Origin of the sequence: Devosia epidermidihirudinis, assembly GCF_000971295.1 — a bacterium.
Taxonomy (GTDB): Bacteria; Pseudomonadota; Alphaproteobacteria; order Rhizobiales; family Devosiaceae; genus Devosia; species Devosia epidermidihirudinis.
The window spans coordinates 196246-214484 of sequence record NZ_LANJ01000011.1 but is presented as its reverse complement, the minus strand read 5'-3'; the positions used below and the strand labels follow the sequence as shown (position 1 = coordinate 214484).

Genomic DNA, 18239 nt, shown 5'->3' with positions numbered 1-18239 from the left:
GGAAGGGAAAAAGGACCAGGACATGGCAAAGACCAGCTCCACAGTTAAAAACGAAAAGCGTCGCGCGCTTGTCAAGCAGTACGCCGCAAAGCGTGCTGCCCTCAAGGCAGCGACCAAGGACCAGTCGATCGCGGCTGACCAGCGTTTCGCAGCTCAGCTCAAGCTTGCTGAGCTTCCACGTAACTCCGCAAAGGTGCGTATCCGCAACCGTTGTGAAGTTTCCGGTCGCCCACGCGGCTTTTATCGCAAGCTTAAGCTGAGCCGTATCGCTCTGCGCCAGCTTGGCAACCTGGGCCAGATCCCGGGTCTCGTGAAGTCGAGCTGGTAAGGAGAACGTAAGATGAGCTTTTCCGATCCAATCGGCGATATGCTGACCCGCATCCGCAACGCCCAGATGCGTCGCAAGAATTCCGTTTCGACCCCAGCTTCGACCCTTCGCGGTCGCGTGCTGGACGTTCTCCAGTCCGAGGGTTTCATCCGCGGCTATTCGGAGACGAAGTTCGAGAACGGTGCTTCCGAGTACGAAATCGAATTGAAGTACTCGGATGAAGTCGGTGTTATCCGCACGATCGAACGCGTTTCGCGTCCCGGCCGTCGCGTTTACGCTTCCGTGAAGAATATACCGCAGGTTGCCAACGGTCTCGGTGTGTCGATTCTGTCTACGCCTAAGGGTGTGATGGCCGACCACGAAGCCAAGGCTGCCAATGTTGGTGGCGAGGTACTCTGCCGCGTCTTCTAAGAAGACGCGGTAAGACGATTACTCAAGGATAGAAGTTAGAATGTCACGTACTGGCAAACAACCGGTTGCACCGGTGAGCGGCGTTACGGTTACGATCAATGGTCGTACCGTCACCGCCAAGGGCCCTAAGGGCGAACTGAGCATCGAGCTCATGGATGTGGTCAATGTCGAGAATGCGGCTGAAGGCCTCATCGTCTCGCCAGCTAACGACTCGCGTCAGGCTCGTGCTGCCTGGGGTACAACCCGTGCACTGATCCAGAACATGGTCACCGGTGTTTCGGCTGGCTTCGAAAAGAAGCTGGCAATCCAGGGCGTGGGCTATCGCGCTGCCTTGCAGGGCAAAGACGTCAAGCTTTCGCTTGGGTTCAGCCACGAAGTGATCTACGAAGCCCCTAAGGGAATCACGCTCGCTGTCCCAGTGCCGACGGAGATCGTCGTTACTGGTATCGACAAGCAGCAGGTTGGCCAAGTTGCGGCGGATATTCGCGCATGGCGCAAGCCCGAGCCCTATAAGGGCAAGGGTGTACGTTATGCGGGCGAGTTCGTCTTCCGCAAAGAAGGCAAGAAGAAGTAAGGAGCGCCTGCAATGGCTATCAGTGCAAAAGGTGCGGAACGCCGCAAGGCTCGTGTTCGCAAGGCGCTCAAGGCTCGTGCCTTCGGTCGTCCGCGTCTGTCGGTTTTCCGTTCGGACAAAAATATCTACGCCCAGGTTATCGACGACGCAAACGGCCGTACGCTGGCCGCTGCTTCGACGCTCGACAGCGATGTCAAGGCAACCGTCAAGAATGGCGCAACCGCAGAAGCAGCAGCTGCCATTGGCAAGCTGATCGCTGAGCGCGCCACCAAGGCCGGTGTTGCCGAAGTCATCTTCGACCGTGGGTCGTATATCTATCATGGCCGTGTTAAGGCCCTCGCAGACGCTGCCCGTGAGGGCGGCCTGCAGTTCTAACGCGCGGCTGAGGAAAATATTATGAGCAGAGACGTTCAAGAACGCGAAAGCGAATTCGTCGATCGCCTTGTCCACATCAACCGCGTGGCCAAGGTTGTTAAGGGTGGTCGTCGCTTCGGCTTCGCAGCACTCGTCGTTGTTGGTGACCAGAAGGGCCGCGTTGGCTTTGGTCATGGCAAGGCACGTGAAGTGCCAGAAGCAATCCGCAAGGCTACCGAGCAGGCCAAGCGCCAGATGATCCGCGTTCCGCTGCGCGATGCGCGTACGTTGCACCACGACGTGCACGGCCGCCACGGCGCCGGCAAGGTCATCCTGCGTGCAGCAGTGCCAGGTACCGGTATCATCGCCGGTGGTCCGATGCGCGCTGTGTTCGAAACGCTTGGCATCAACGACATCGTTGCCAAGTCGCAGGGCACTGCAAACCCATACAACATGGTGCGGGCAACTTTCGATGCGCTCAAGCGCGTTGACAGCCCACGCTCGGTTGCGGCCCGCCGCGGTCTCAAGGTTTCGGAACTCCAGGCTCGCCGCGGCGAGACTGCAGTCGAAGCTTGATCCGGCTGAGGACGGAGAAACAAAATGGCTGAGAAGAAAACCCTTATCGTTGAGCAGTATGGTTCGCCCATCCGCCGCGACAAAGTGCAGCGCGCGACCCTGATCGGTCTCGGGCTGAATAAGATGAACAAGCAGCGCGAGCTGATCGATACGCCAGAAGTTCGTGGCATGATCAACAAGCTTCCGCACCTCGTCCGCGTCGTCGGCGAGTAAGGGGAGAGCGATCAATGACTCGTTTGAACGAACTTCGTGACAATCCCGGTGCCAACAAGGTCCGTATCCGCGTAGGCCGCGGTATCGGTTCGGGTAAGGGCAAGACCGGTGGTCGTGGCGGCAAGGGCCAGACTGCACGCTCGGGCGTTGCAATCAACGGCTTTGAAGGCGGCCAGATGCCCCTTCACATGCGTATGCCAAAGCGCGGCTTCAATGCACTCAATCCAGGTGACTGGAACGAGGTCCGCATTGACCGTCTCCAGGCATACATCGATGCCGGCAAGCTCGATGCGACTGCTGTGATCGACGCTGCTGCGCTGATCGCTGCTCGCGTTATCCGTCGTCCAAAGGACGGCGTCCGCCTGATCGGTTCGGCCGGTTTCACCTCCAAGAAGGTGACGTTTAACGTCAACTACGCTACGGCTGGTGCAACTGCGGCTATCGAAGCTGCTGGTGGCAAGATCGATCTCATCCCGGCTAAGGCGCCGTGGAAGAAGACTCCATACGCCGGTTAATTTCGGCTTGGCGCACCCGGCCATTGGTTGGGTGCGCCTTTTTTTGGTTTGTTGCGCTAGGACTGCAGACGGGTCTGCGTCCGACCCGCTCCGAGCGCACCTGGCCTTGAAGCCATAGGGAGCGATACATGGCGTCCGCAGCCGAACAGCTGGCACGTAATTTAAATTTCTCGACCTTTTCGAAGGCGAAGGCCCTGCAGCAGCGCATCTGGTTCACACTGGGCGCGCTGCTTGTTTATCGGCTGGGTACCTTCATTCCGGTTCCGGGTATTGATCCAGATGCCTTCCGCGCGACTTTTGAACAGTCGCAGCAGGGCATCATTGGTATGTTCAACATGTTCGCCGGTGGCGCCGTTGAGCGTATGGCGATCTTTGCGCTGAACCTGATCCCATACATTACCGCGTCGATCGTGGTGCAGGTGGTAGCTACGGCATCGCCACGCCTCGAAGCCCTCAAGAAGGAGGGTGAGTCCGGCCGCCGCAAGATGAACCAGTACACCCGCTATCTGGCGGTCGTGTTCTGCGCCGTTCAGGCATACGGCATTGCCGTTGGCCTGGAAGCAAGCCAGGGCGTCGTTCTGAACCCAGGCTGGTTCTTCCGCATCTCGACCGTGATTACACTGGTCGGCGGCACCATGTTCCTGATGTGGCTCGGTGAGCAGATCACGGCACGTGGCGTGGGCAACGGCATTTCGTTGATCATTTTTGCTGGTATCGTGGCAAACCTGCCAACGACAATCGTCCAGACGCTGGAACTCAGCCGTACTGGGGCGCTGCCTGCTCTGGCTGGCTTTGGTGTCCTCGTGCTCGCTCTGGTGGTGATTGCGGGTATCGTGTTCTTTGAACGCGCTCAGCGTCGTCTGCTGATCCAGTATCCAAAGCGCCAGGTCGGCAACAAGATGTTCCAGGGCGATACCTCGCACCTGCCACTGAAGCTGAACACCTCGGGCGTTATCCCGGTGATCTTTGGTTCGTCGCTTCTGCTTCTGCCGGCTACCATTGCGTCCTTTGCGGCGCAGGGGAATGCACCGCAGTGGCTGCAGGTGGTGACGGCTCTGCTGGGTCGCGGTCAGCCGCTTTATCTGGCTCTGTTCGCCTTCTTCATCATCTTCTTCGCGTTTTTCTACACCGCGATCGTCTTCAACCCGCAGGAAACCGCGGACAACCTCAAGCGCTCCGGCGGCTTCATTCCGGGTATTCGCCCGGGTGAGCGGACGGCCCAGCACATCGACTACGTGCTGACGCGTATTACTGTGGTTGGCGCGCTCTACCTGACGGTTGTCGCGTTGATCCCGGAAATTGTTCACAACCAGCTGGCTGTCAGCCAGTTCATCGGCGGTACTTCTCTGCTGATTATGGTGACGGTGACGCTGGATACGGTTAGCCAGATCCAGAGCCATCTGATTGCTCAGCAGTATGAGGGACTCGTCAAGAAGTCCCGTCTTGGAGGAGGCAAGCGTCGATGAGATTGATTCTGCTCGGACCGCCGGGAGCGGGGAAGGGGACCCAGGCCAAGATTTTGGTAGAGTCCTTTGGTATCCCTCAGCTATCGACGGGCGACATCCTGCGCTCGGCAATCGCCGCCAAGACCCCGCTTGGGCTTGAGGCCAAGGCCATCGTTGACCGGGGCGACCTGGTCTCCGACGATATCGTCAACGGCATCGTCTCTGAACGTCTCGATGCTGAAGACTGCAAGCCGGGTTTCATTCTCGACGGCTTCCCGCGCACCATTGCGCAGGCTGAGGCGCTCGACCAGATGCTGGTCGACAAGGGCGTTTCGCTGAACGCGGTGATTGAGATCAAGGCTGATGCCGATGAGCTCGTTCGTCGTGTTATCAATCGCGCCAAGGAATCGGGTGGCGCTCGCGCCGACGACAACGAAGACGTGCTGCGTAAGCGCCTCGGTGTTTACCAGGACCAGACTGCTCCGCTCGTGGCGTACTATTCCGAAGAGGGCCTGTTGAAGGCTGTCGACGGCATGGAGCCGGTCGAGCAGGTGACGGCGGCTATCAAGGCCGCTATCGCACACTGAATACGGATTGGGTTTCGCAGTTGACTCTGCGAAGCCGAATCCTTAAAGAACCGCGTCAGTCTCATGGATTATTGGGCTGGATTCGGTTTTCCACAAAAGGTGGGGTCGAATTCCGGTCCCTTGTTGTTTTAGGGCGCCAGCCGTGATGGTTCGCGCTGAATGAAGGAGAGCAGACGTGGCTCGTATTGCTGGCGTCAATATCCCGACCAATAAGCGCGTTGTTATCGCGCTTCAGTATATCCACGGGATCGGCGACAAGTTCGCTGAGGATATCATCACTAAGGTTGGCATCCCTGCCGAGCGTCGCGTGAATGAACTCACCGATGCCGAAGTGATCCAGATCCGTGAAACTATCGACCGCGATTACCTCGTGGAAGGCGATCTTCGTCGCTCCGTAGCGATGAACATCAAGCGCCTGATGGACCTGGGCAACTACCGTGGCCTGCGTCACCGTCGTGGTCTGCCCGTTCGCGGTCAGCGCACGCACACCAATGCTCGCACTCGCAAGGGTCCTGCAAAGGCAATCGCTGGCAAGAAGAAGTAAGAACCCGTAATCGGGTTCTTCGATGTAGCTGCCGGGGCATTTCGCTAACGGCAGCGCTGATATCGTATCGAGGAATTAGATGGCTAAGACTGAGACCACGCGCGTTAAGCGCAAAGAGCGCAAGAACATCACTTCGGGCGTTGCCCACGTGAACGCTTCGTTCAACAACACCATGGTGACGATCGCCGACATGCAGGGCAACACGATTTCGTGGTCCTCGTCGGGCGTTATGGGCTTCAAGGGTTCGCGCAAGTCGACCCCTTACGCAGCTCAGGTTGCTGCTGAAGATGCTGCCAAGAAGGCACAAGAGCACGGCATGAAGACCCTTGAGGTCGAAGTTCGTGGTCCAGGCTCGGGCCGTGAATCGGCTCTGCGCGCTCTGCAGGCCGCTGGCTTCAACGTGACTTCGATCCGCGACGTGACCTCGATCCCGCACAATGGCTGCCGCCCACGCAAGCGGCGCCGCGTCTAATCTAGACCGATTGAAGAGCTCCCGGCCGATTGAATGGGCCGGGAGTCTTATTGCGTTTGCGGCGGAGCGGCTCGGGCTGGGGCCGCGATTTTGAAAGGACATAACCGTGACGATCCAGAGGAACTGGCAAGAACTGATCAAGCCGACCAAGCTGGAGATTGTTTCGGGCAGCGACAACGCGCGCGTGGCTTCGGTAGTTGCCGAGCCGCTTGAGCGCGGTTACGGGCTTACCCTTGGTAATGCTCTGCGTCGCGTGCTGCTGTCGTCGCTTCAGGGCGCGGCAGTTACCGCAATCCAGATTGACGGCATCCTGCATGAATTCTCGTCGCTTCCGGGCGTTCGCGAAGACATTACCGATCTCGTCCTCAACGTGAAGGAAATCGCGTTGAAGATGGGCGGCGAAGGCCCAAAGCGTCTTGGTCTGACCAAGCAGGGTCCAGGTGCCGTGACCGCTGGCGACATCAAAGTCACCGGCGATATCGAAGTGCTGAACCCAGAACTCGTGATCTGTCACCTCGATGATGGCGCCGAGATCAACATCGAATTCACCGTCGACACCGGCAAGGGTTACGTTGCCGCTGACAAGAACCGTCCAGAAGACGCACCAATCGGCTATATCCCGGTTGACTCGCTGTTCTCGCCAGTTCGTCGCGTGTCCTACAAGGTTGATGCAACCCGTGCCGGCGAGAGCCTGGACAAGGACAAGCTGACCCTTCAGGTGGAAACCAATGGCGCGATCTCGCCAGAAGACGCTGTGGCTTACGCTGCACGCATTCTGCAGGATCAGCTGTCGGTCTTCGTGAATTTCGAAGAGCCCAGCAAGGAAAAGGCACAGGATGCCGTTCCAGAATTGGCCTTCAACCCAGCGCTCCTCAAGAAGGTCGACGAGCTCGAGCTTTCGGTGCGTTCGGCAAACTGCCTCAAGAACGACAACATCGTTTACATCGGCGATCTGATCCAGAAGACAGAAGCCGAGATGCTGCGGACTCCGAATTTCGGCCGCAAGTCGCTCAATGAAATCAAGGAAGTCCTGGCACAGATGGGGCTTCATCTCGGAATGGACGTTGCCAACTGGCCACCCGAGAATATCGATGACCTCGCTAAGCGCTACGAAGATCACTACTGATCCCGCGCTGCCAAGTACTTTAGGAGAACACCATGCGCCACGGTAATTCCGGCCGCAAGCTCAATCGGACCGCCAGCCACCGCAAGGCGATGTTCGCAAATATGTCTGCCGCGCTGATCAAGCACGAGCAGATCGTTACCACGCTTCCAAAGGCGAAGGACCTGCGTCCGATCGTTGAGAAGCTGATCACCCTCGGCAAGCGCGGCGATCTGCACGCTCGTCGTCAGGCGATCGCTCAGATCCGTGACGAAGGCCAGGTTGCCAAGCTCTTCGCAGTGCTTGGCCCACGCTACAAGGAACGCCAGGGCGGCTACATCCGCATCATGAAGGCTGGTTTCCGCTATGGCGACAACGCGCCAATGGCAGTGATCGAGTTTGTTGATCGCGACGTCAATGCAAAGGGCCTCGATAGCGGTCCTGTGCAGGCTCGCGAGGACGACGAATACGAAGCCGCGTAAGCGTCTTTAATCGTCGATCAATTGAGGCGGTCGCGTTCCACGCGGCCGCCTCTTTGTTATTGTGGCCTCCGCAATATTGGATGCCAAATTCACCTGTCGTTGAAGTGTGCTTGCTAGAGATGCCTGTCGGGGGACGGGGACATCGGTAATGTGGGCGCGAAGTAGCGACGGGCAGGGCGGACATTACCTTCTGTTTGCAATCGGTATTGTTGCGCTCATCGCTGGGGCGCTCGTCTGGCATTTCGGCACAGCGAAGTACGGTTGGCCCGTGGCGCAGGCCCGTGTCATGTCAGTGGAAGTCGAGTGCCAGATTCAGTTGCATTCACTGCCTCTCCTGTCGCGTCGACGGAGTGATCCTTTCGTCATTCCCTGCGACCAGGTTGAGCGGTTCGCGGCGGATAATCCATCCCGCTCCTGGAACCTGAACCGGATTTACTCCGGCAATGTAGAAGTGACGCGGGATGGCCGGACAGTCGGGGTCTTCATGAACCTCGGTGGTGCCAGTAATCAGCGCGTGGGTGCCGACTTTGAGGTCATCCAGAACCCCGAAAACTTGACGCAGGTCACGCGAATGGATCAGGCGATGGCTGAGACCTACGCGGGAGGCGGTCTGGCGGGGTTCGGCATATTTGTGTTGGCGATAGTCTTCTTCTGGACTTAGCACGCTCCGGAGCGGGCGCTGGCTTTTTGCCTTGTGTGTCAGGCAGGCCTAATGTCCTTTGAACTGAGAGCAACTGGCGGAGCCGGAACATGACGCTCAAACGCATGGACAATATGGGCATCGTTGTACGTGAACTTGGTCCGGCGATCGAGTTTTTCGCAGAACTTGGCCTGGAGCTCGAGGGGCGCGCGGTCATCGAAGGCGATTGGGCCGGTCGCGTGACTGGGCTGGGAGAGCAGCATGTCGAGATCGCCATGATGCGCACGCCCGATGGGCATAGCCGTCTGGAGCTGTCCCGTTTCATCGAGCCCGAAGTGGTGGCCGATCACAGCAATGCCCCCGTCAATGCGCTCGGCTATCTCCGCGTTATGTTCACGGTCACTGATCTTGAGGATACGCTCAAAAGGCTGACGGCGCGTGGCGCGCATCTGGTCGGCGAAGTCGTGCGGTATCAGGACGCTTATAGTCTCTGCTACATCCGTGGCCCTGAAGGGCTGCTGATCGGGTTGGCGGAGGAGTTGGGCGGCTCCTAGCCGCGCCGTTCCAAGCCCCACGCATCATAAAGCGCCTGCAATTCTGCCGGTTGCGGCAAATCACAACGGGAAGGCCGCTATCGCGGGCTGCGACACGGTACTTTTCGGCGTTCCGCGTTTTCCATATCCAGGCGATCATCGCCCAGCTCAGGGCGTCGCGGTCGCTTTCGAGGCCGCCAACGCGTTGGCGCTGCAGAAGCGTACGGTTGAAGTACCGCAGGTAGCGAAGCAGGAAGTGATCGTCGATGACCACGACGCCTGTTGCGCGCGCAAAGCGCTGCGGCATGATTTCCGTGTAGTTGCCATCCATGACCCAGGTGTCTGCGGTTATCGCAGCATCATGCAGGGAGTGGAATTCGGTCTTGTCGCGGGGAACCCAGGTGCCTTGTTCTTCGTGGCTCAGGCGGTCCAGATGCACGACTGGTATGCCCAGTTTGCGCGCTATGGCGTCGCCCAGAGTGGATTTGCCGGCATTGCTGGGGCCATTGATCATGATGCGGCGGCCGAAATCGGCCAGAGGCGGGATGTGATGCATTTTCAGTTCCGATATGTCGAATGGAATCGGGGTGGAAAAGGCTAGAGACAAAAACTCCCGCCGAAGCGGGAGTTCTCAGTTTTCAGATCGTAGCAGACTACTCGGGCTGCTGGTCTTTGCCAGTGTAGACCTCGTCGACCCAGAACTGATCGCGGCGATCAAAACCGTTGAACGGGGTCAGCGACGCCTGGGTGTAGGCACCCATCAGGCCGAACTCGATCCAGTCGTCTTCGTCGATGTCTGCGGGCAGGGTGAAGACCTGTGGCAGTACGTCATAGCTGTCGCAGGTTGGGCCCCAGATGGTGAACTCGGAGAAGTTCGCATCGTTGTCATGCACGCGAGCGCCGCGCCAGACGCGCACTGGTGGGGTGAAGTGCATGAACTTCACTTCCATCAGGCTGCCATAGGCGCCGTCGTTGACATAGACGGCCTGGCCGCCGCGCTGGTGCTTGACGCGCAGCAGAAGCGAGGTGGACGAGGTGACGAGGGCGCGGCCGGGCTCGATGATGAGCTCGGGCTGGCTCTTGCCGAAGTTGTCCTTCACCGCGGTCGAGATGGTCTCGAAGTAATAGTCCATCGGCGGCGCTTCGCTGGTCGGGTAGGGGGCTGGGTAGCCGCCGCCGATATTGAGGCGCTTGAGCTCGATGCCGCTCTCGGTAGCAATACGGGCTGCTGCTGCGATGTGGCGCTCATAGGCATAAGCGTCTTCGCACTGGCTGCCGACGTGGAAGCACAGGCTGGGCGTGTAGCCCATCTGGTCGACCATGGTGACGATTTCGGCCGCGCCCTGTTCCATCACGCCAAACTTGATGCCGAAGTCATAGGACTTGAGCGCCTTGCCGGCCTTGAAACGGGTGGTCACTTCCACATCGCGCGATGGCGACACCACGGCTGCGAGCTGGTCGAGCTGCTGGGGGTGGTCGATGGTGAAGGAGCGGACGCCGAACTCTTCATAAGCGCGGGCAATCTCGCGCTTGTTCTTGATCGGGTTGTTGTAGTGCATAACGGCGCCGGGCGCGTAGTCGCGCACGAGTTCCATCTCGGTGTTCGAGGCGACGTCGAATGCCTTCAAACCCTCGTTATGCAGTTGCGCAATGATGTGGGGCGATGGGTTGCACTTGACCGCATAGGTCAAAAGGCCATCGAAGCCCTTGCGAAACACCTTTGTGGCCCGGTGCAGCTCACGCTCAGAGAACAGAAAGGCCGGGAAATCTGGCGATTCCGCCGCGATCAGGGCAGAGGTGTTCGAGTAAACGTGTTTCGGCTCAGTGGTCATTGACGACTTGCCTTTCGGGCTTGAGGGAAGCGGTAAATTGAGCGCTGCATATAGGGCGCTGTGCCCCCCTACGCAAACGATTATTTGGACTGGGATTAAGACGCTGGCGTGACGCCATTTTCGTGACAGAATCCGGGCGTTTTGCTGGGGTTGGTCGTGGGCCTCATGGGAGGTCTAACGCACACGCCGGAGGTTGGTTCGATGTCGATACGCACGCTGATCCTTGCAGCAGCCGCTGTTGCGGTTCTAGCCATTGGCGGTACGCTTGCTTTTGCCCCGTTCAATGCACCCAGTATCGCCCAGGTCGCGCCGCCGCCTCCGGCCGCCGCCTCCGACACGACGCGCGTGGTTCCGACAAGCGCCCAGCAGACCAAATTGAGTTTTGCGCCTGTGGTGAAGGCCGTCGCGCCGTCGGTGGTCAATGTTTACGCTACGCGCATCGAGCAGCAGTCCACCTCGCCCTTTGCAAACGATCCGTTCTTCTCCCGCTTCTTCGGGCAGGGCCAGTTCCAGACGCGGCCACGCGAATCCCGGTCACTTGGCTCGGGGGTCATCACCGAGGCCAGTGGCGTTATCCTCACCAATCGCCACGTCATCGAGGGGGCGACCGACGTTCGCATCGCGCTCTCTGATGGCCGCGAATTCCCCGTCGATATCGTGCTCGAGGATGAGCAGACCGATCTTGCCGTGCTGCGCGTGCGCGATCCCGGCAAGGTGACGTTCCCGGCCATCACCTTTGCTGATTCCGACGCCCTCGAAGTCGGCGATCTCGTCTTGGCCATCGGCAATCCCTTTGGCGTCGGCCAGACCGTGACCAGCGGCATTGTCTCGGCGCTGGCGCGAACCGGGGTTGAGCGCTCGGACTATGAATTCTTTATCCAGACCGACGCGGCCATCAATCCCGGCAATTCGGGCGGCGCATTGGTCGATCTAGACGGCCACCTCGTCGGCATCAACACCGCGATTTACTCCCAGTCTGGCGGCTCGGTTGGCATTGGCTTTGCCATTCCGGCCAATATGGCGCGCTTCGTTGCCGATGCTGGCGTCACCGGTAAAGCCATCGTCCGCCCATGGTTCGGCGCCAAGATGCAGGCCGTTACGTCCGATATCGCTGCCAGCCTGGGCATGGACGCGCCGCACGGCGCACTGATCACCGAAACCGCTCCAAACGGCCCAGCGGCCCGCGCAGGTTTTGCTGCGGGGGATGTGATCCTGTCGGTCGATGGCATTACGGTCGATGATCCCAGCTCGTTCAACTTCCGCCTCGCCACCAAGCCAGTGGGACAGGCTACCCAGCTTGTTCGTCTGCGCGGCGGTGTGTCGGAAACGGTGAACTTCACCGTCGAGGCCGCACCAATTCCTGCCGACGATGCAGTCGCCACCATTTCCGGCAACTCGGCATTTGCAGGCACGAGTGTGCGACAAATCGATCCCGCGCTCGCCGAGTCCAAGGGTTTGCCCTACGATTCCAAGGGTGTCATCGTGACCGCTGTGGCGCAGGGCTCGCCTGCCGAGCAGATGGGCCTACGCGTGGACGACATTATCGTCTCGCTCAATAACACCGCCATGGACACTGCTAAGGTGTTTTCCGACACGGCCTCAACACGGACGCGCACCTGGCAGATCATCCTGCAGCGCGGCGGGCAGGTCATTCGCAGCATTGTCGGCGGCTAGCGGCGCGGGGCAGAGCTGGAAGGCCGGCGTGAATGGGGTAAGGTCCGGCTATGGGGATGGTCATCTACATTTTTTGCGCCGTTTTTGTGCTGATGGCGGCGGCTTGGGCCATTTACGTCCTGCCGACGCCCGGGCCGCTTTCGGCATGGGAACTGTCGGGGGCCATCTATCCGGCCATGCTGATGTTTGCAGGCGTGCTCGGCGTGTTGCTGTCCTTCTGGCTGACTGCCAAAGTCACGCTGCTGGGTTTTCGTGTCGTTCGCCGCTGGAGACGGCGATAGCAATCGGCTAGAACTCGCTCCATGTCCGATCTTTTCGCTGCCGCCCCCTCCGAAACCGACCGCGCGCGACCGCTGGCCGATCAGCTGCGCCCACAGACGCTTGATGACGTGATCGGGCAAACCCATTTGCTCGGCCCGGACGGCACGCTGCGCCGCATGATCGCCTCTGGCCGTCTGGGGTCCCTCATCCTCTGGGGCCCGCCGGGCACCGGCAAGACCACCGTTGCGCGGCTTCTGGCCGATCAGATCGGTTATCGCTTTGAGCAGATTTCCGCCGTGTTCTCTGGCGTGGCTGACCTCAAGAAGGTCTTCGAGAAGGCGCGCTTCGAGCGCCTCTCCGGCCACAAGACGCTGCTGTTCGTCGATGAAATTCACCGCTTCAACCGCGCGCAACAGGATGGTTTCCTGCCCGTCATGGAAGACGGCACGGTCGTGCTGGTCGGCGCGACGACGGAAAACCCGTCGTTTGAACTCAATGCCGCTCTGCTCTCGCGTAGTCAGGTGCTGCGCTTTGAATCGCTTGGGCTGGATGATCTCGAAAAGCTGGTGACGCGTGCCGAGGCGCTGACAGGTGCTGCGCTGCCGCTGGAGCCGGAGGCGCGCCAGACGCTGCTGACGCTGGCCGACGGCGACGGGCGCGCCCTGCTGGGGCTTGTGGAGGAGGTTCTATCTTCCGTAAAGCCGGGCGAAACACTTGATGCCGCCACCATGCTCACCGTGATCCAGCGCCGTGCGCCGATCTACGATAAGGCGCAGGATGGGCACTACAACCTCATCTCCGCCTTGCACAAAACCATCCGTGGTTCAGACCCCGACGCGGCGCTCTATTATTTCGCCCGCATGCTCGATGCCGGTGAGGATCCGCTGTTTTTGGCGCGCCGCCTGATCCGCATGGCCGTCGAGGATGTCGGCCTTGCCGATCCCCAAGCCCTGCCGCAAGCCGTGGCGGCCCGCGATGCGTTCCAGATGCTTGGTTCTCCCGAGGGCGAACTGGCTCTGGCGCAAGTTGTGGTTTATCTGGCGCTCGCGCCCAAATCGAACGCCGTCTACACCGCCTATAAGGGCGCCATGAGCGTCGCCAAGGCCACCGGCTCGCCGATGCCGCCCATGGTCATCCTCAACGCGCCCACCAAGCTCATGAAGGGCTCTGGTTATGGGGACGGCTATATCTACGACCACGACACGCCCGAGGCCTTTTCCGGGCAGGAATACTTCCCCGAAAAAATCGGTCGCCAGAAATTCTACGAGCCCGTCGAGCGTGGGTTCGAGCGCGACCTGCGTAAGCGGGTTGAGTATTTTGAGCGGCTGAGAGCGTCCAAGCGGGCGGAAGACTGAGTTTCTTCCGCCTACCTTGGGGTGTTCTGCCAGGCGCCCGCCTTGCCATTGGCAAAGCCGAAGTCAAATAGCTGGCCCAGCCACGCGCGATCGCCAAGGATACCCTTGCTCTCGGGGAAGTCTGCGGGAATAGCCGACAGGCGGAAGGCTATGTTGTTGCGCGAGGCGGTATTGGCCAGCTGCTCCAGATTGGCACGGCCGAGATATTTCAGCATTGTCGGAACCGCGCGTCCCAGCAGGTCGATACTGGCCAGCTTGGTGACATTGCTCGGGGTGGGATCAACCACACCATTGAAGATCACATAGAGCTTCTGGTTGCCGCGCCCGTTCTTGTAGCCGCCGGGCATCAGCAGAACCTGCTGGGTGACACCGCCATCGACATGCAACTCGTCGAATGCGTTTTCCTTGGCCGAAACGTCGACCAGCACTGGCGGGAAGACGCCCGGCACGGCAGTCGACGCCAGAATGATACGGTGCACCAGCTCGAGCTTGTTGGGAATGTTGCTGACGGCGATGGCGCCAATGTCCCAGATCACCGGGCGCTGCGCATCAAGGTTCGTGGTGCCGATGTAAAGCCGGCGCCCCTGACGATGGGCAATGGCAACTTCGCGGATCACTTGTTCATCGACCAGCTGCCGGATGGCAGACAGAATAACCTTGTTGTCCATGACCGAGGAGGCGCCAAACAACGCCGAGATGAAATCGATCCGCATGGTGGTCTGTTCGGTGAGCGTCGAGAACGCCGCCTGCAACCGCCCGTCATATTGCGGACCAAGAAAGGCTAGGGGAGCCATCATGGCGCCGACGCTGATGCCGGTGACGACTTCGAAGTCCGGACGGGTGCCTTTGGCTGTCCAGCCGACCAGATACCCTGCGCCATACGCACCGTTAATACCGCCACCTGACAATGTGAGATAGTCGACGATCCCGTCGCTGCCGGCTTTCACGCTGGAATGGGTGGCCACGAATTCCGGATCGTCGCCCCAATAGCGGAGCGTCTGGTTGCCCGCGACAACAGCATCTGCGGTCAATTCGACAGGCAGGGCATTGCGGCCAAGCATCCCCACGCCACAGGCCGACAACAGCAGCGTTGCCGCAACAATTGCGCCCGCGCGCATCAGGAAACAGGCCCGCATCAGTTTATCCCCCCAGAATCGGCGCTAATCTATGGCATGCTCTGCGGGAATGCTGCCCTCTAAAGTGACGAGTTAGCCAATTGGTTGATCTCTTGCAAATACGTACGTTTTTTCTAGTCGGGCTGGGTGGCGCCATGGGCGCAATGGCGCGCTACGGCTTCGGCAGCTGGATCAATCGAGCGTTGCCAATGTCCTTCCCGCTCTCGACCTTGCTGATCAATATTCTTGGCTCCACCGCTATGGGTCTGTTCATCGGGATGCTCGGTCGCATCAACGCAAACTGGGCGCCAGACCTGCGATTGTTCGTCGCCGTGGGCGTTTTGGGGGGCTTCACCACATTTTCCGCGTTCTCATTGGACACAATCGAGCTGATTGAGCGGGGAGAATGGCTTTCGGCTGGCCTCTATGTGCTGTTGTCGGTTGTGGTTTGTCTCATTGGGCTTTATCTCGGACTTTTGGTGACCCGAGGCGTGGCATGAGTGGCGTACAACAGCGGCAAGTAAGTGATGACGAAGACGGCATGCGTCTCGACCGCTGGTTTGCCAATCATTTCCCCCAGCTTGGCTTTGGCCGACTGCAAAAGCTGATCCGCAATGGCGAGGTCAAGGTCGACAAGGCCAAGGTGACGACGAGCACGCGCTTGTCTCCCGGCCAGACCGTGCGCATTCCCCCGATTGATGACGCCGACGTCGTCAAGCCGGTGAAGGTCAGCGACGCCGACGCCGAATTCCTGCGCGGCCTGATCCTTTATGAGGACGAGGACATCTATGTCTTCAACAAGCCTCATGGTCTGGCAGTGCAGGGCGGTAGCGGCACCAAGCGCCATATCGACGGCATGCTGAAGAGCCTCCCCAACAAAAAGGGCGAGCCTCCACGTCTGGTTCATCGCCTCGACCGCGACACTTCGGGCTGCCTCGTCGTCGCCAAGACCAAGGTTGCCGCCAGTCATTTCGGCACCGTGTTCCGCTCGCGTTCGGCGCGCAAGATCTATTGGGCTGTGGTCGCCGGCAATCCTCATCCCCAGCAGGGCGAAATCTCCTGCTTCCTCGCCCGCCAGAGCACTGACGATGGCGAGCAGATGGTTGTGGTACGAAACGGCACGCCGGGCTCGCAGCACTCGCTGAGCTATTATTCGACCACTGATACGGCCAGCCGCCGCTTCGCCTGGGTCACGCTCAAGCCCGTCACGGGGCGCACCCATCAGCTGCGCGTACACATGGCTCAGCTCGGCACGCCCATCATCGGCGACCCGCGCTATTTCAACATCGAGAACTATCAGGGCGCGCCTGGCCTAGGCGAAGGCCTGCAACTGCATGCGCGTCGCATTGCGCTGCCGCTGCGCAATGGCAAGCGCCTCGACATTTCGGCGCCACTGCCGCCCCATATGCGCCAGACCTTTGAAGCCCTCGGCTTCGACCCCGACCGTTACGACGTCAGCGGGGATCCGGAGGACGGCGAATGAAACTCGTCGTCTTCGATATGGACGGAACGCTGATCGACACCCAGGAGCTCATCTCCGAGCACATGGCGACAACGTTCCTCGGTGCGGGCCTTACGCCGCCGACACCTGCTGAATCGCGTCGCGTCATTGGCCTGTCGTTGCCGCTGGCGCTGGCTCGGCTGGCTCATACCGATGATGACGTACTGGTGGCCAAGCTCGTCGAGAGCTACCGTACGCACTACAAGGACTCGCTGATCAACTCCGGCAATCGCGAATCCCTGTTCCCCGGCACGCTCGATGCGCTCAATCGCCTCAAGGCGCAGGACGATGTGCTGCTGGGCATTGCCACCGGCAAGGGCCTCAACGGCGTGCATCGCATTCTCGGCCTGCATGGCATCGCCGATTACTTCGTGACCCTGCAGACGCCCGACCACAATCCATCCAAGCCCCATCCGGGCATGCTCGAAACGGCGATGCGCGAAACCGGCGCGACCCCTGAGCAGACCGTGATGATCGGCGACACCACGTTCGATATCGAAATGGGTGTGGCTGCCGGTTGCCGCACCATCGGCGTTACCTGGGGCTATCACGAGCCGCGCGAATTGATCGCTGCTGGCGCCAATGCCATGATCGACCGCTACGACCAGCTCGACAGCGCGATCCGGACTGTACTGGAGTAAGCCATGCGCGATCAGCTCGAAGACGCCCAGAAGCACATCGATGACGGCTATGGCCGCGCGCAGGCGCTCGACAAGGTCGAGCTGCCCAAGCGGTTCTACAAGGATGTTGGCGTTGCGCCAGTCGATCGCGGCTTTGTCGTGACCCTTGATGGCCGCCAGGTGCGTACGCCCGGCCACAAGATTCCGGTCATCGTACCTGCAGCGTCCATTGCCACCACCATGGCCGAGGAATGGGCGGCACAGGGCACTCACATCGATCCCGGCACCATGCCGACCGTCCGTCTGGTCAACTCCGCCGTCGAAAGCGGCGAAGACATGATCCCGGCGTTCCGCGACGAGGTGATCAAGTTCGCTGCCGGCGATCTGCTGCTCTATCGCGCCGACTCGCCCAAGGCGCTGGTCGATGCACAGGACGCGCTTTGGGATCAGGCACTGGTGAGGCTGGCGCGCCACTTCGAGGTCAAGTTCCAGCCCACCGTCGGCATCATCCACCAGCCGCAACCAGAAGCCACCATCGCCAAGCTGGCCGAACGCCTGCAGGACGAAGGTCTTCTCGTGCTGACCACACTGGTGTCGATTACCGGTCTCACGGGCTCGGGCCTTCTCGCCATCGCCCTCTGGAACCAGTTGCTCACCCCCGACGAAGTCTGGGCTGCGGCGCATGTCGACGAGGATTTCCAGATTGGCCTCTGGGGCCAGGACGAAGAAGCCGAAACCCGCCGCGCCCTCCGCCGCGTGGAATTCGATACGGCGGTCGCTGTGCTGGACGCGCTGCGGCCGTAAGTTGCAAACTTCGGAGTACCCCCTCCTAACCTCCCCCTGATAGGGGGAGGAACTGGCCGTTGCGCATTGCAGAATATCGCCCCAAACGCGATCAACTCCTCCCCCTTTTCAGGGGGAGGCCGGGAGGGGGTATCCTTCCTGCCTCGGCTTAACCGCCCAAACATCCCCCACCCACAACTGCTGCCCTCGGACTTGATCCGAGGGCCTGCCGCAACGCAGGGTGAGCCGACAGTGACCCTCGGATCAAGTCCGAGGGAAGCGCCGGTGGGGAGGATGGATTGAGGCAAGCCAAGTAGGCCAA

The 18239-nt window shown here is 60.1% G+C and carries 25 protein-coding genes; 23 read left to right on the top strand and 2 right to left on the bottom strand.

What is annotated here, in order from left to right; translation table 11 throughout:
• Nucleotides 1-22 precede the first annotated feature (22 nt).
• From rpsN to WH87_RS19505, 16 genes are all read left to right on the top strand, one after another.
• Nucleotides 23-328: a 30S ribosomal protein S14 gene (rpsN, locus tag WH87_RS04020; RefSeq protein WP_046138382.1), complete on the top strand. Its 306-nt coding sequence runs from the start codon at nucleotides 23-25 to the stop codon at nucleotides 326-328.
• A 12-nt stretch (nucleotides 329-340) separates the two neighbouring features.
• Nucleotides 341-739 carry a 30S ribosomal protein S8 gene (gene rpsH, locus WH87_RS04015; RefSeq protein WP_046138383.1) on the top strand — a complete coding sequence of 133 codons (399 nt, stop codon included), beginning with the start codon at nucleotides 341-343 and terminating at the stop codon, nucleotides 737-739.
• A 40-nt stretch (nucleotides 740-779) separates the two neighbouring features.
• Nucleotides 780-1313, top strand: a complete 534-nt coding sequence (rplF, locus tag WH87_RS04010; RefSeq protein ID WP_046138384.1) for a 50S ribosomal protein L6 — start codon at nucleotides 780-782, stop codon at nucleotides 1311-1313.
• 12 nt (nucleotides 1314-1325) lie between these two features.
• Nucleotides 1326-1688, top strand: a complete 363-nt coding sequence (gene rplR / locus WH87_RS04005; RefSeq protein WP_046138385.1) for a 50S ribosomal protein L18 — start codon at nucleotides 1326-1328, stop codon at nucleotides 1686-1688.
• A gap of 21 nt (nucleotides 1689-1709) precedes the next feature.
• Nucleotides 1710-2243: a 30S ribosomal protein S5 gene (rpsE, locus tag WH87_RS04000; protein WP_035102647.1), complete on the top strand. Its 534-nt coding sequence runs from the start codon at nucleotides 1710-1712 to the stop codon at nucleotides 2241-2243.
• Between the two features lie 24 nt (nucleotides 2244-2267).
• Nucleotides 2268-2456 (top strand): 50S ribosomal protein L30, encoded by a 189-nt coding sequence (rpmD, locus tag WH87_RS03995; protein ID WP_046138386.1) that lies wholly within the window; start codon nucleotides 2268-2270, stop codon nucleotides 2454-2456.
• 14 nt (nucleotides 2457-2470) lie between these two features.
• Nucleotides 2471-2971, top strand: a complete 501-nt coding sequence (gene rplO / locus WH87_RS03990; RefSeq protein WP_046138387.1) for a 50S ribosomal protein L15 — start codon at nucleotides 2471-2473, stop codon at nucleotides 2969-2971.
• Nucleotides 2972-3099: 128 nt separating this feature from the next.
• Nucleotides 3100-4437, top strand: a complete 1338-nt coding sequence (gene secY, locus WH87_RS03985) for a preprotein translocase subunit SecY (protein ID WP_046138388.1) — start codon at nucleotides 3100-3102, stop codon at nucleotides 4435-4437.
• Nucleotides 4434-5003, top strand: coding sequence for an adenylate kinase (locus WH87_RS03980; RefSeq protein ID WP_046138389.1), 570 nt, complete (start codon nucleotides 4434-4436; stop codon nucleotides 5001-5003). Before secY ends, WH87_RS03980 begins: the two co-directional genes overlap by 4 nt.
• Nucleotides 5004-5178: 175 nt before the next feature.
• Complete coding sequence (gene rpsM / locus WH87_RS03975) at nucleotides 5179-5547, top strand: 30S ribosomal protein S13 (RefSeq protein WP_046138390.1); 369 nt, start codon at nucleotides 5179-5181, stop codon at nucleotides 5545-5547.
• A gap of 79 nt (nucleotides 5548-5626) precedes the next feature.
• The gene (gene rpsK, locus WH87_RS03970) at nucleotides 5627-6019 is read left to right on the top strand and encodes a 30S ribosomal protein S11 (protein WP_046138391.1); all 393 of its coding nucleotides are present in this window, start codon (nucleotides 5627-5629) and stop codon (nucleotides 6017-6019) included.
• A 100-nt stretch (nucleotides 6020-6119) separates the two neighbouring features.
• Nucleotides 6120-7145 (top strand): DNA-directed RNA polymerase subunit alpha, encoded by a 1026-nt coding sequence (locus WH87_RS03965; protein WP_245622313.1) that lies wholly within the window; start codon nucleotides 6120-6122, stop codon nucleotides 7143-7145.
• Between the two features lie 32 nt (nucleotides 7146-7177).
• Complete coding sequence (gene rplQ / locus WH87_RS03960) at nucleotides 7178-7603, top strand: 50S ribosomal protein L17 (protein WP_046138393.1); 426 nt, start codon at nucleotides 7178-7180, stop codon at nucleotides 7601-7603.
• A 148-nt stretch (nucleotides 7604-7751) separates the two neighbouring features.
• Complete coding sequence (locus tag WH87_RS03955) at nucleotides 7752-8264, top strand: hypothetical protein (protein ID WP_046138394.1); 513 nt, start codon at nucleotides 7752-7754, stop codon at nucleotides 8262-8264.
• Nucleotides 8265-8353: 89 nt separating this feature from the next.
• The gene (locus WH87_RS03950; RefSeq protein WP_046138395.1) at nucleotides 8354-8797 is read left to right on the top strand and encodes a VOC family protein; all 444 of its coding nucleotides are present in this window, start codon (nucleotides 8354-8356) and stop codon (nucleotides 8795-8797) included.
• A 184-nt stretch (nucleotides 8798-8981) separates the two neighbouring features.
• The gene (locus tag WH87_RS19505) at nucleotides 8982-9377 is read left to right on the top strand and encodes a hypothetical protein (protein WP_046138396.1); all 396 of its coding nucleotides are present in this window, start codon (nucleotides 8982-8984) and stop codon (nucleotides 9375-9377) included.
• Nucleotides 9378-9429: 52 nt separating this feature from the next.
• On the opposite strand, the gene WH87_RS03940 is transcribed toward WH87_RS19505, so the two are convergent.
• Entirely contained in the window at nucleotides 9430-10608 is a 1179-nt protein-coding gene (locus WH87_RS03940; protein WP_046138397.1) for a type III PLP-dependent enzyme domain-containing protein, read from the bottom strand.
• Nucleotides 10609-10809: 201 nt separating this feature from the next.
• Here WH87_RS03940 and WH87_RS03935 point away from each other — a divergent pair, with 201 nt between their 5' ends.
• The 3 genes from WH87_RS03935 to WH87_RS03925 are packed head-to-tail and all read left to right on the top strand — an operon-like array spanning nucleotide 10810 to nucleotide 13898.
• Nucleotides 10810-12282 carry a Do family serine endopeptidase gene (locus WH87_RS03935; protein WP_082092534.1) on the top strand — a complete coding sequence of 491 codons (1473 nt, stop codon included), beginning with the start codon at nucleotides 10810-10812 and terminating at the stop codon, nucleotides 12280-12282.
• A gap of 56 nt (nucleotides 12283-12338) precedes the next feature.
• A complete protein-coding gene (locus WH87_RS03930; RefSeq protein WP_046138398.1) occupies nucleotides 12339-12563 on the top strand; it encodes a hypothetical protein in 225 nt (74 codons plus the stop codon).
• Between the two features lie 21 nt (nucleotides 12564-12584).
• Nucleotides 12585-13898, top strand: a complete 1314-nt coding sequence (locus tag WH87_RS03925) for a replication-associated recombination protein A (protein WP_046138399.1) — start codon at nucleotides 12585-12587, stop codon at nucleotides 13896-13898.
• A gap of 11 nt (nucleotides 13899-13909) precedes the next feature.
• On the opposite strand, the gene WH87_RS03920 is transcribed toward WH87_RS03925, so the two are convergent.
• Complete coding sequence (locus WH87_RS03920) at nucleotides 13910-15034, bottom strand: patatin-like phospholipase family protein (protein WP_082092487.1); 1125 nt, start codon at nucleotides 15032-15034, stop codon at nucleotides 13910-13912.
• Nucleotides 15035-15126: 92 nt separating this feature from the next.
• Between WH87_RS03920 and crcB the strand changes: the two genes are divergently transcribed.
• Genes crcB through WH87_RS03900 form a run of 4 tightly spaced genes read left to right on the top strand, consistent with a single transcriptional unit; the run spans nucleotide 15127 to nucleotide 17938 of the window.
• Nucleotides 15127-15513 (top strand): fluoride efflux transporter CrcB, encoded by a 387-nt coding sequence (gene crcB, locus WH87_RS03915; protein WP_245622301.1) that lies wholly within the window; start codon nucleotides 15127-15129, stop codon nucleotides 15511-15513.
• Entirely contained in the window at nucleotides 15510-16496 is a 987-nt protein-coding gene (locus WH87_RS03910) for an RluA family pseudouridine synthase (RefSeq protein ID WP_046138402.1), read from the top strand. Before crcB ends, WH87_RS03910 begins: the two co-directional genes overlap by 4 nt.
• Nucleotides 16493-17155 (top strand): HAD-IA family hydrolase, encoded by a 663-nt coding sequence (locus WH87_RS03905; RefSeq protein ID WP_046138403.1) that lies wholly within the window; start codon nucleotides 16493-16495, stop codon nucleotides 17153-17155. The genes WH87_RS03910 and WH87_RS03905 overlap by 4 nt, the downstream gene beginning before the upstream one ends.
• Before the next feature lie 3 nt (nucleotides 17156-17158).
• Nucleotides 17159-17938, top strand: coding sequence for an ATP12 family chaperone protein (locus tag WH87_RS03900; protein ID WP_046138404.1), 780 nt, complete (start codon nucleotides 17159-17161; stop codon nucleotides 17936-17938).
• The last annotated feature ends 301 nt before the right edge of the window (nucleotides 17939-18239 follow it).

Excerpts from the sequence above, each read along its gene's own strand:
- rpsE (WP_035102647.1), top strand. The coding sequence starts at position 1,710 with ATGAGCAGAGACGTTCAAGAACGCGAAAGCGAATTCGTCGATCGCCTT.
- WH87_RS03930 (WP_046138398.1), top strand. The coding sequence starts at position 12,339 with ATGGTCATCTACATTTTTTGCGCCGTTTTTGTGCTGATGGCGGCGGCT.
- rpsN (WP_046138382.1), top strand. The coding sequence starts at position 23 with ATGGCAAAGACCAGCTCCACAGTTAAAAACGAAAAGCGTCGCGCGCTT.
- rplQ (WP_046138393.1), top strand. The coding sequence starts at position 7,178 with ATGCGCCACGGTAATTCCGGCCGCAAGCTCAATCGGACCGCCAGCCAC.
- WH87_RS03920 (WP_082092487.1), bottom strand. The coding sequence starts at position 15,034 with ATGCGGGCCTGTTTCCTGATGCGCGCGGGCGCAATTGTTGCGGCAACG.
- rpsH (WP_046138383.1), top strand. The coding sequence starts at position 341 with ATGAGCTTTTCCGATCCAATCGGCGATATGCTGACCCGCATCCGCAAC.
- rpsK (WP_046138391.1), top strand. The coding sequence starts at position 5,627 with ATGGCTAAGACTGAGACCACGCGCGTTAAGCGCAAAGAGCGCAAGAAC.
- rplO (WP_046138387.1), top strand. The coding sequence starts at position 2,471 with ATGACTCGTTTGAACGAACTTCGTGACAATCCCGGTGCCAACAAGGTC.
- WH87_RS03925 (WP_046138399.1), top strand. The coding sequence starts at position 12,585 with ATGTCCGATCTTTTCGCTGCCGCCCCCTCCGAAACCGACCGCGCGCGA.
- rplR (WP_046138385.1), top strand. The coding sequence starts at position 1,326 with ATGGCTATCAGTGCAAAAGGTGCGGAACGCCGCAAGGCTCGTGTTCGC.
- rpmD (WP_046138386.1), top strand. The coding sequence starts at position 2,268 with ATGGCTGAGAAGAAAACCCTTATCGTTGAGCAGTATGGTTCGCCCATC.
- WH87_RS03980 (WP_046138389.1), top strand. The coding sequence starts at position 4,434 with ATGAGATTGATTCTGCTCGGACCGCCGGGAGCGGGGAAGGGGACCCAG.
- WH87_RS03905 (WP_046138403.1), top strand. The coding sequence starts at position 16,493 with ATGAAACTCGTCGTCTTCGATATGGACGGAACGCTGATCGACACCCAG.
- WH87_RS03950 (WP_046138395.1), top strand. The coding sequence starts at position 8,354 with ATGACGCTCAAACGCATGGACAATATGGGCATCGTTGTACGTGAACTT.
- WH87_RS03940 (WP_046138397.1), bottom strand. The coding sequence starts at position 10,608 with ATGACCACTGAGCCGAAACACGTTTACTCGAACACCTCTGCCCTGATC.
- rplF (WP_046138384.1), top strand. The coding sequence starts at position 780 with ATGTCACGTACTGGCAAACAACCGGTTGCACCGGTGAGCGGCGTTACG.
- secY (WP_046138388.1), top strand. The coding sequence starts at position 3,100 with ATGGCGTCCGCAGCCGAACAGCTGGCACGTAATTTAAATTTCTCGACC.
- WH87_RS03900 (WP_046138404.1), top strand. The coding sequence starts at position 17,159 with ATGCGCGATCAGCTCGAAGACGCCCAGAAGCACATCGATGACGGCTAT.
- WH87_RS03955 (WP_046138394.1), top strand. The coding sequence starts at position 7,752 with ATGTGGGCGCGAAGTAGCGACGGGCAGGGCGGACATTACCTTCTGTTT.
- WH87_RS03910 (WP_046138402.1), top strand. The coding sequence starts at position 15,510 with ATGAGTGGCGTACAACAGCGGCAAGTAAGTGATGACGAAGACGGCATG.
- WH87_RS03935 (WP_082092534.1), top strand. The coding sequence starts at position 10,810 with ATGTCGATACGCACGCTGATCCTTGCAGCAGCCGCTGTTGCGGTTCTA.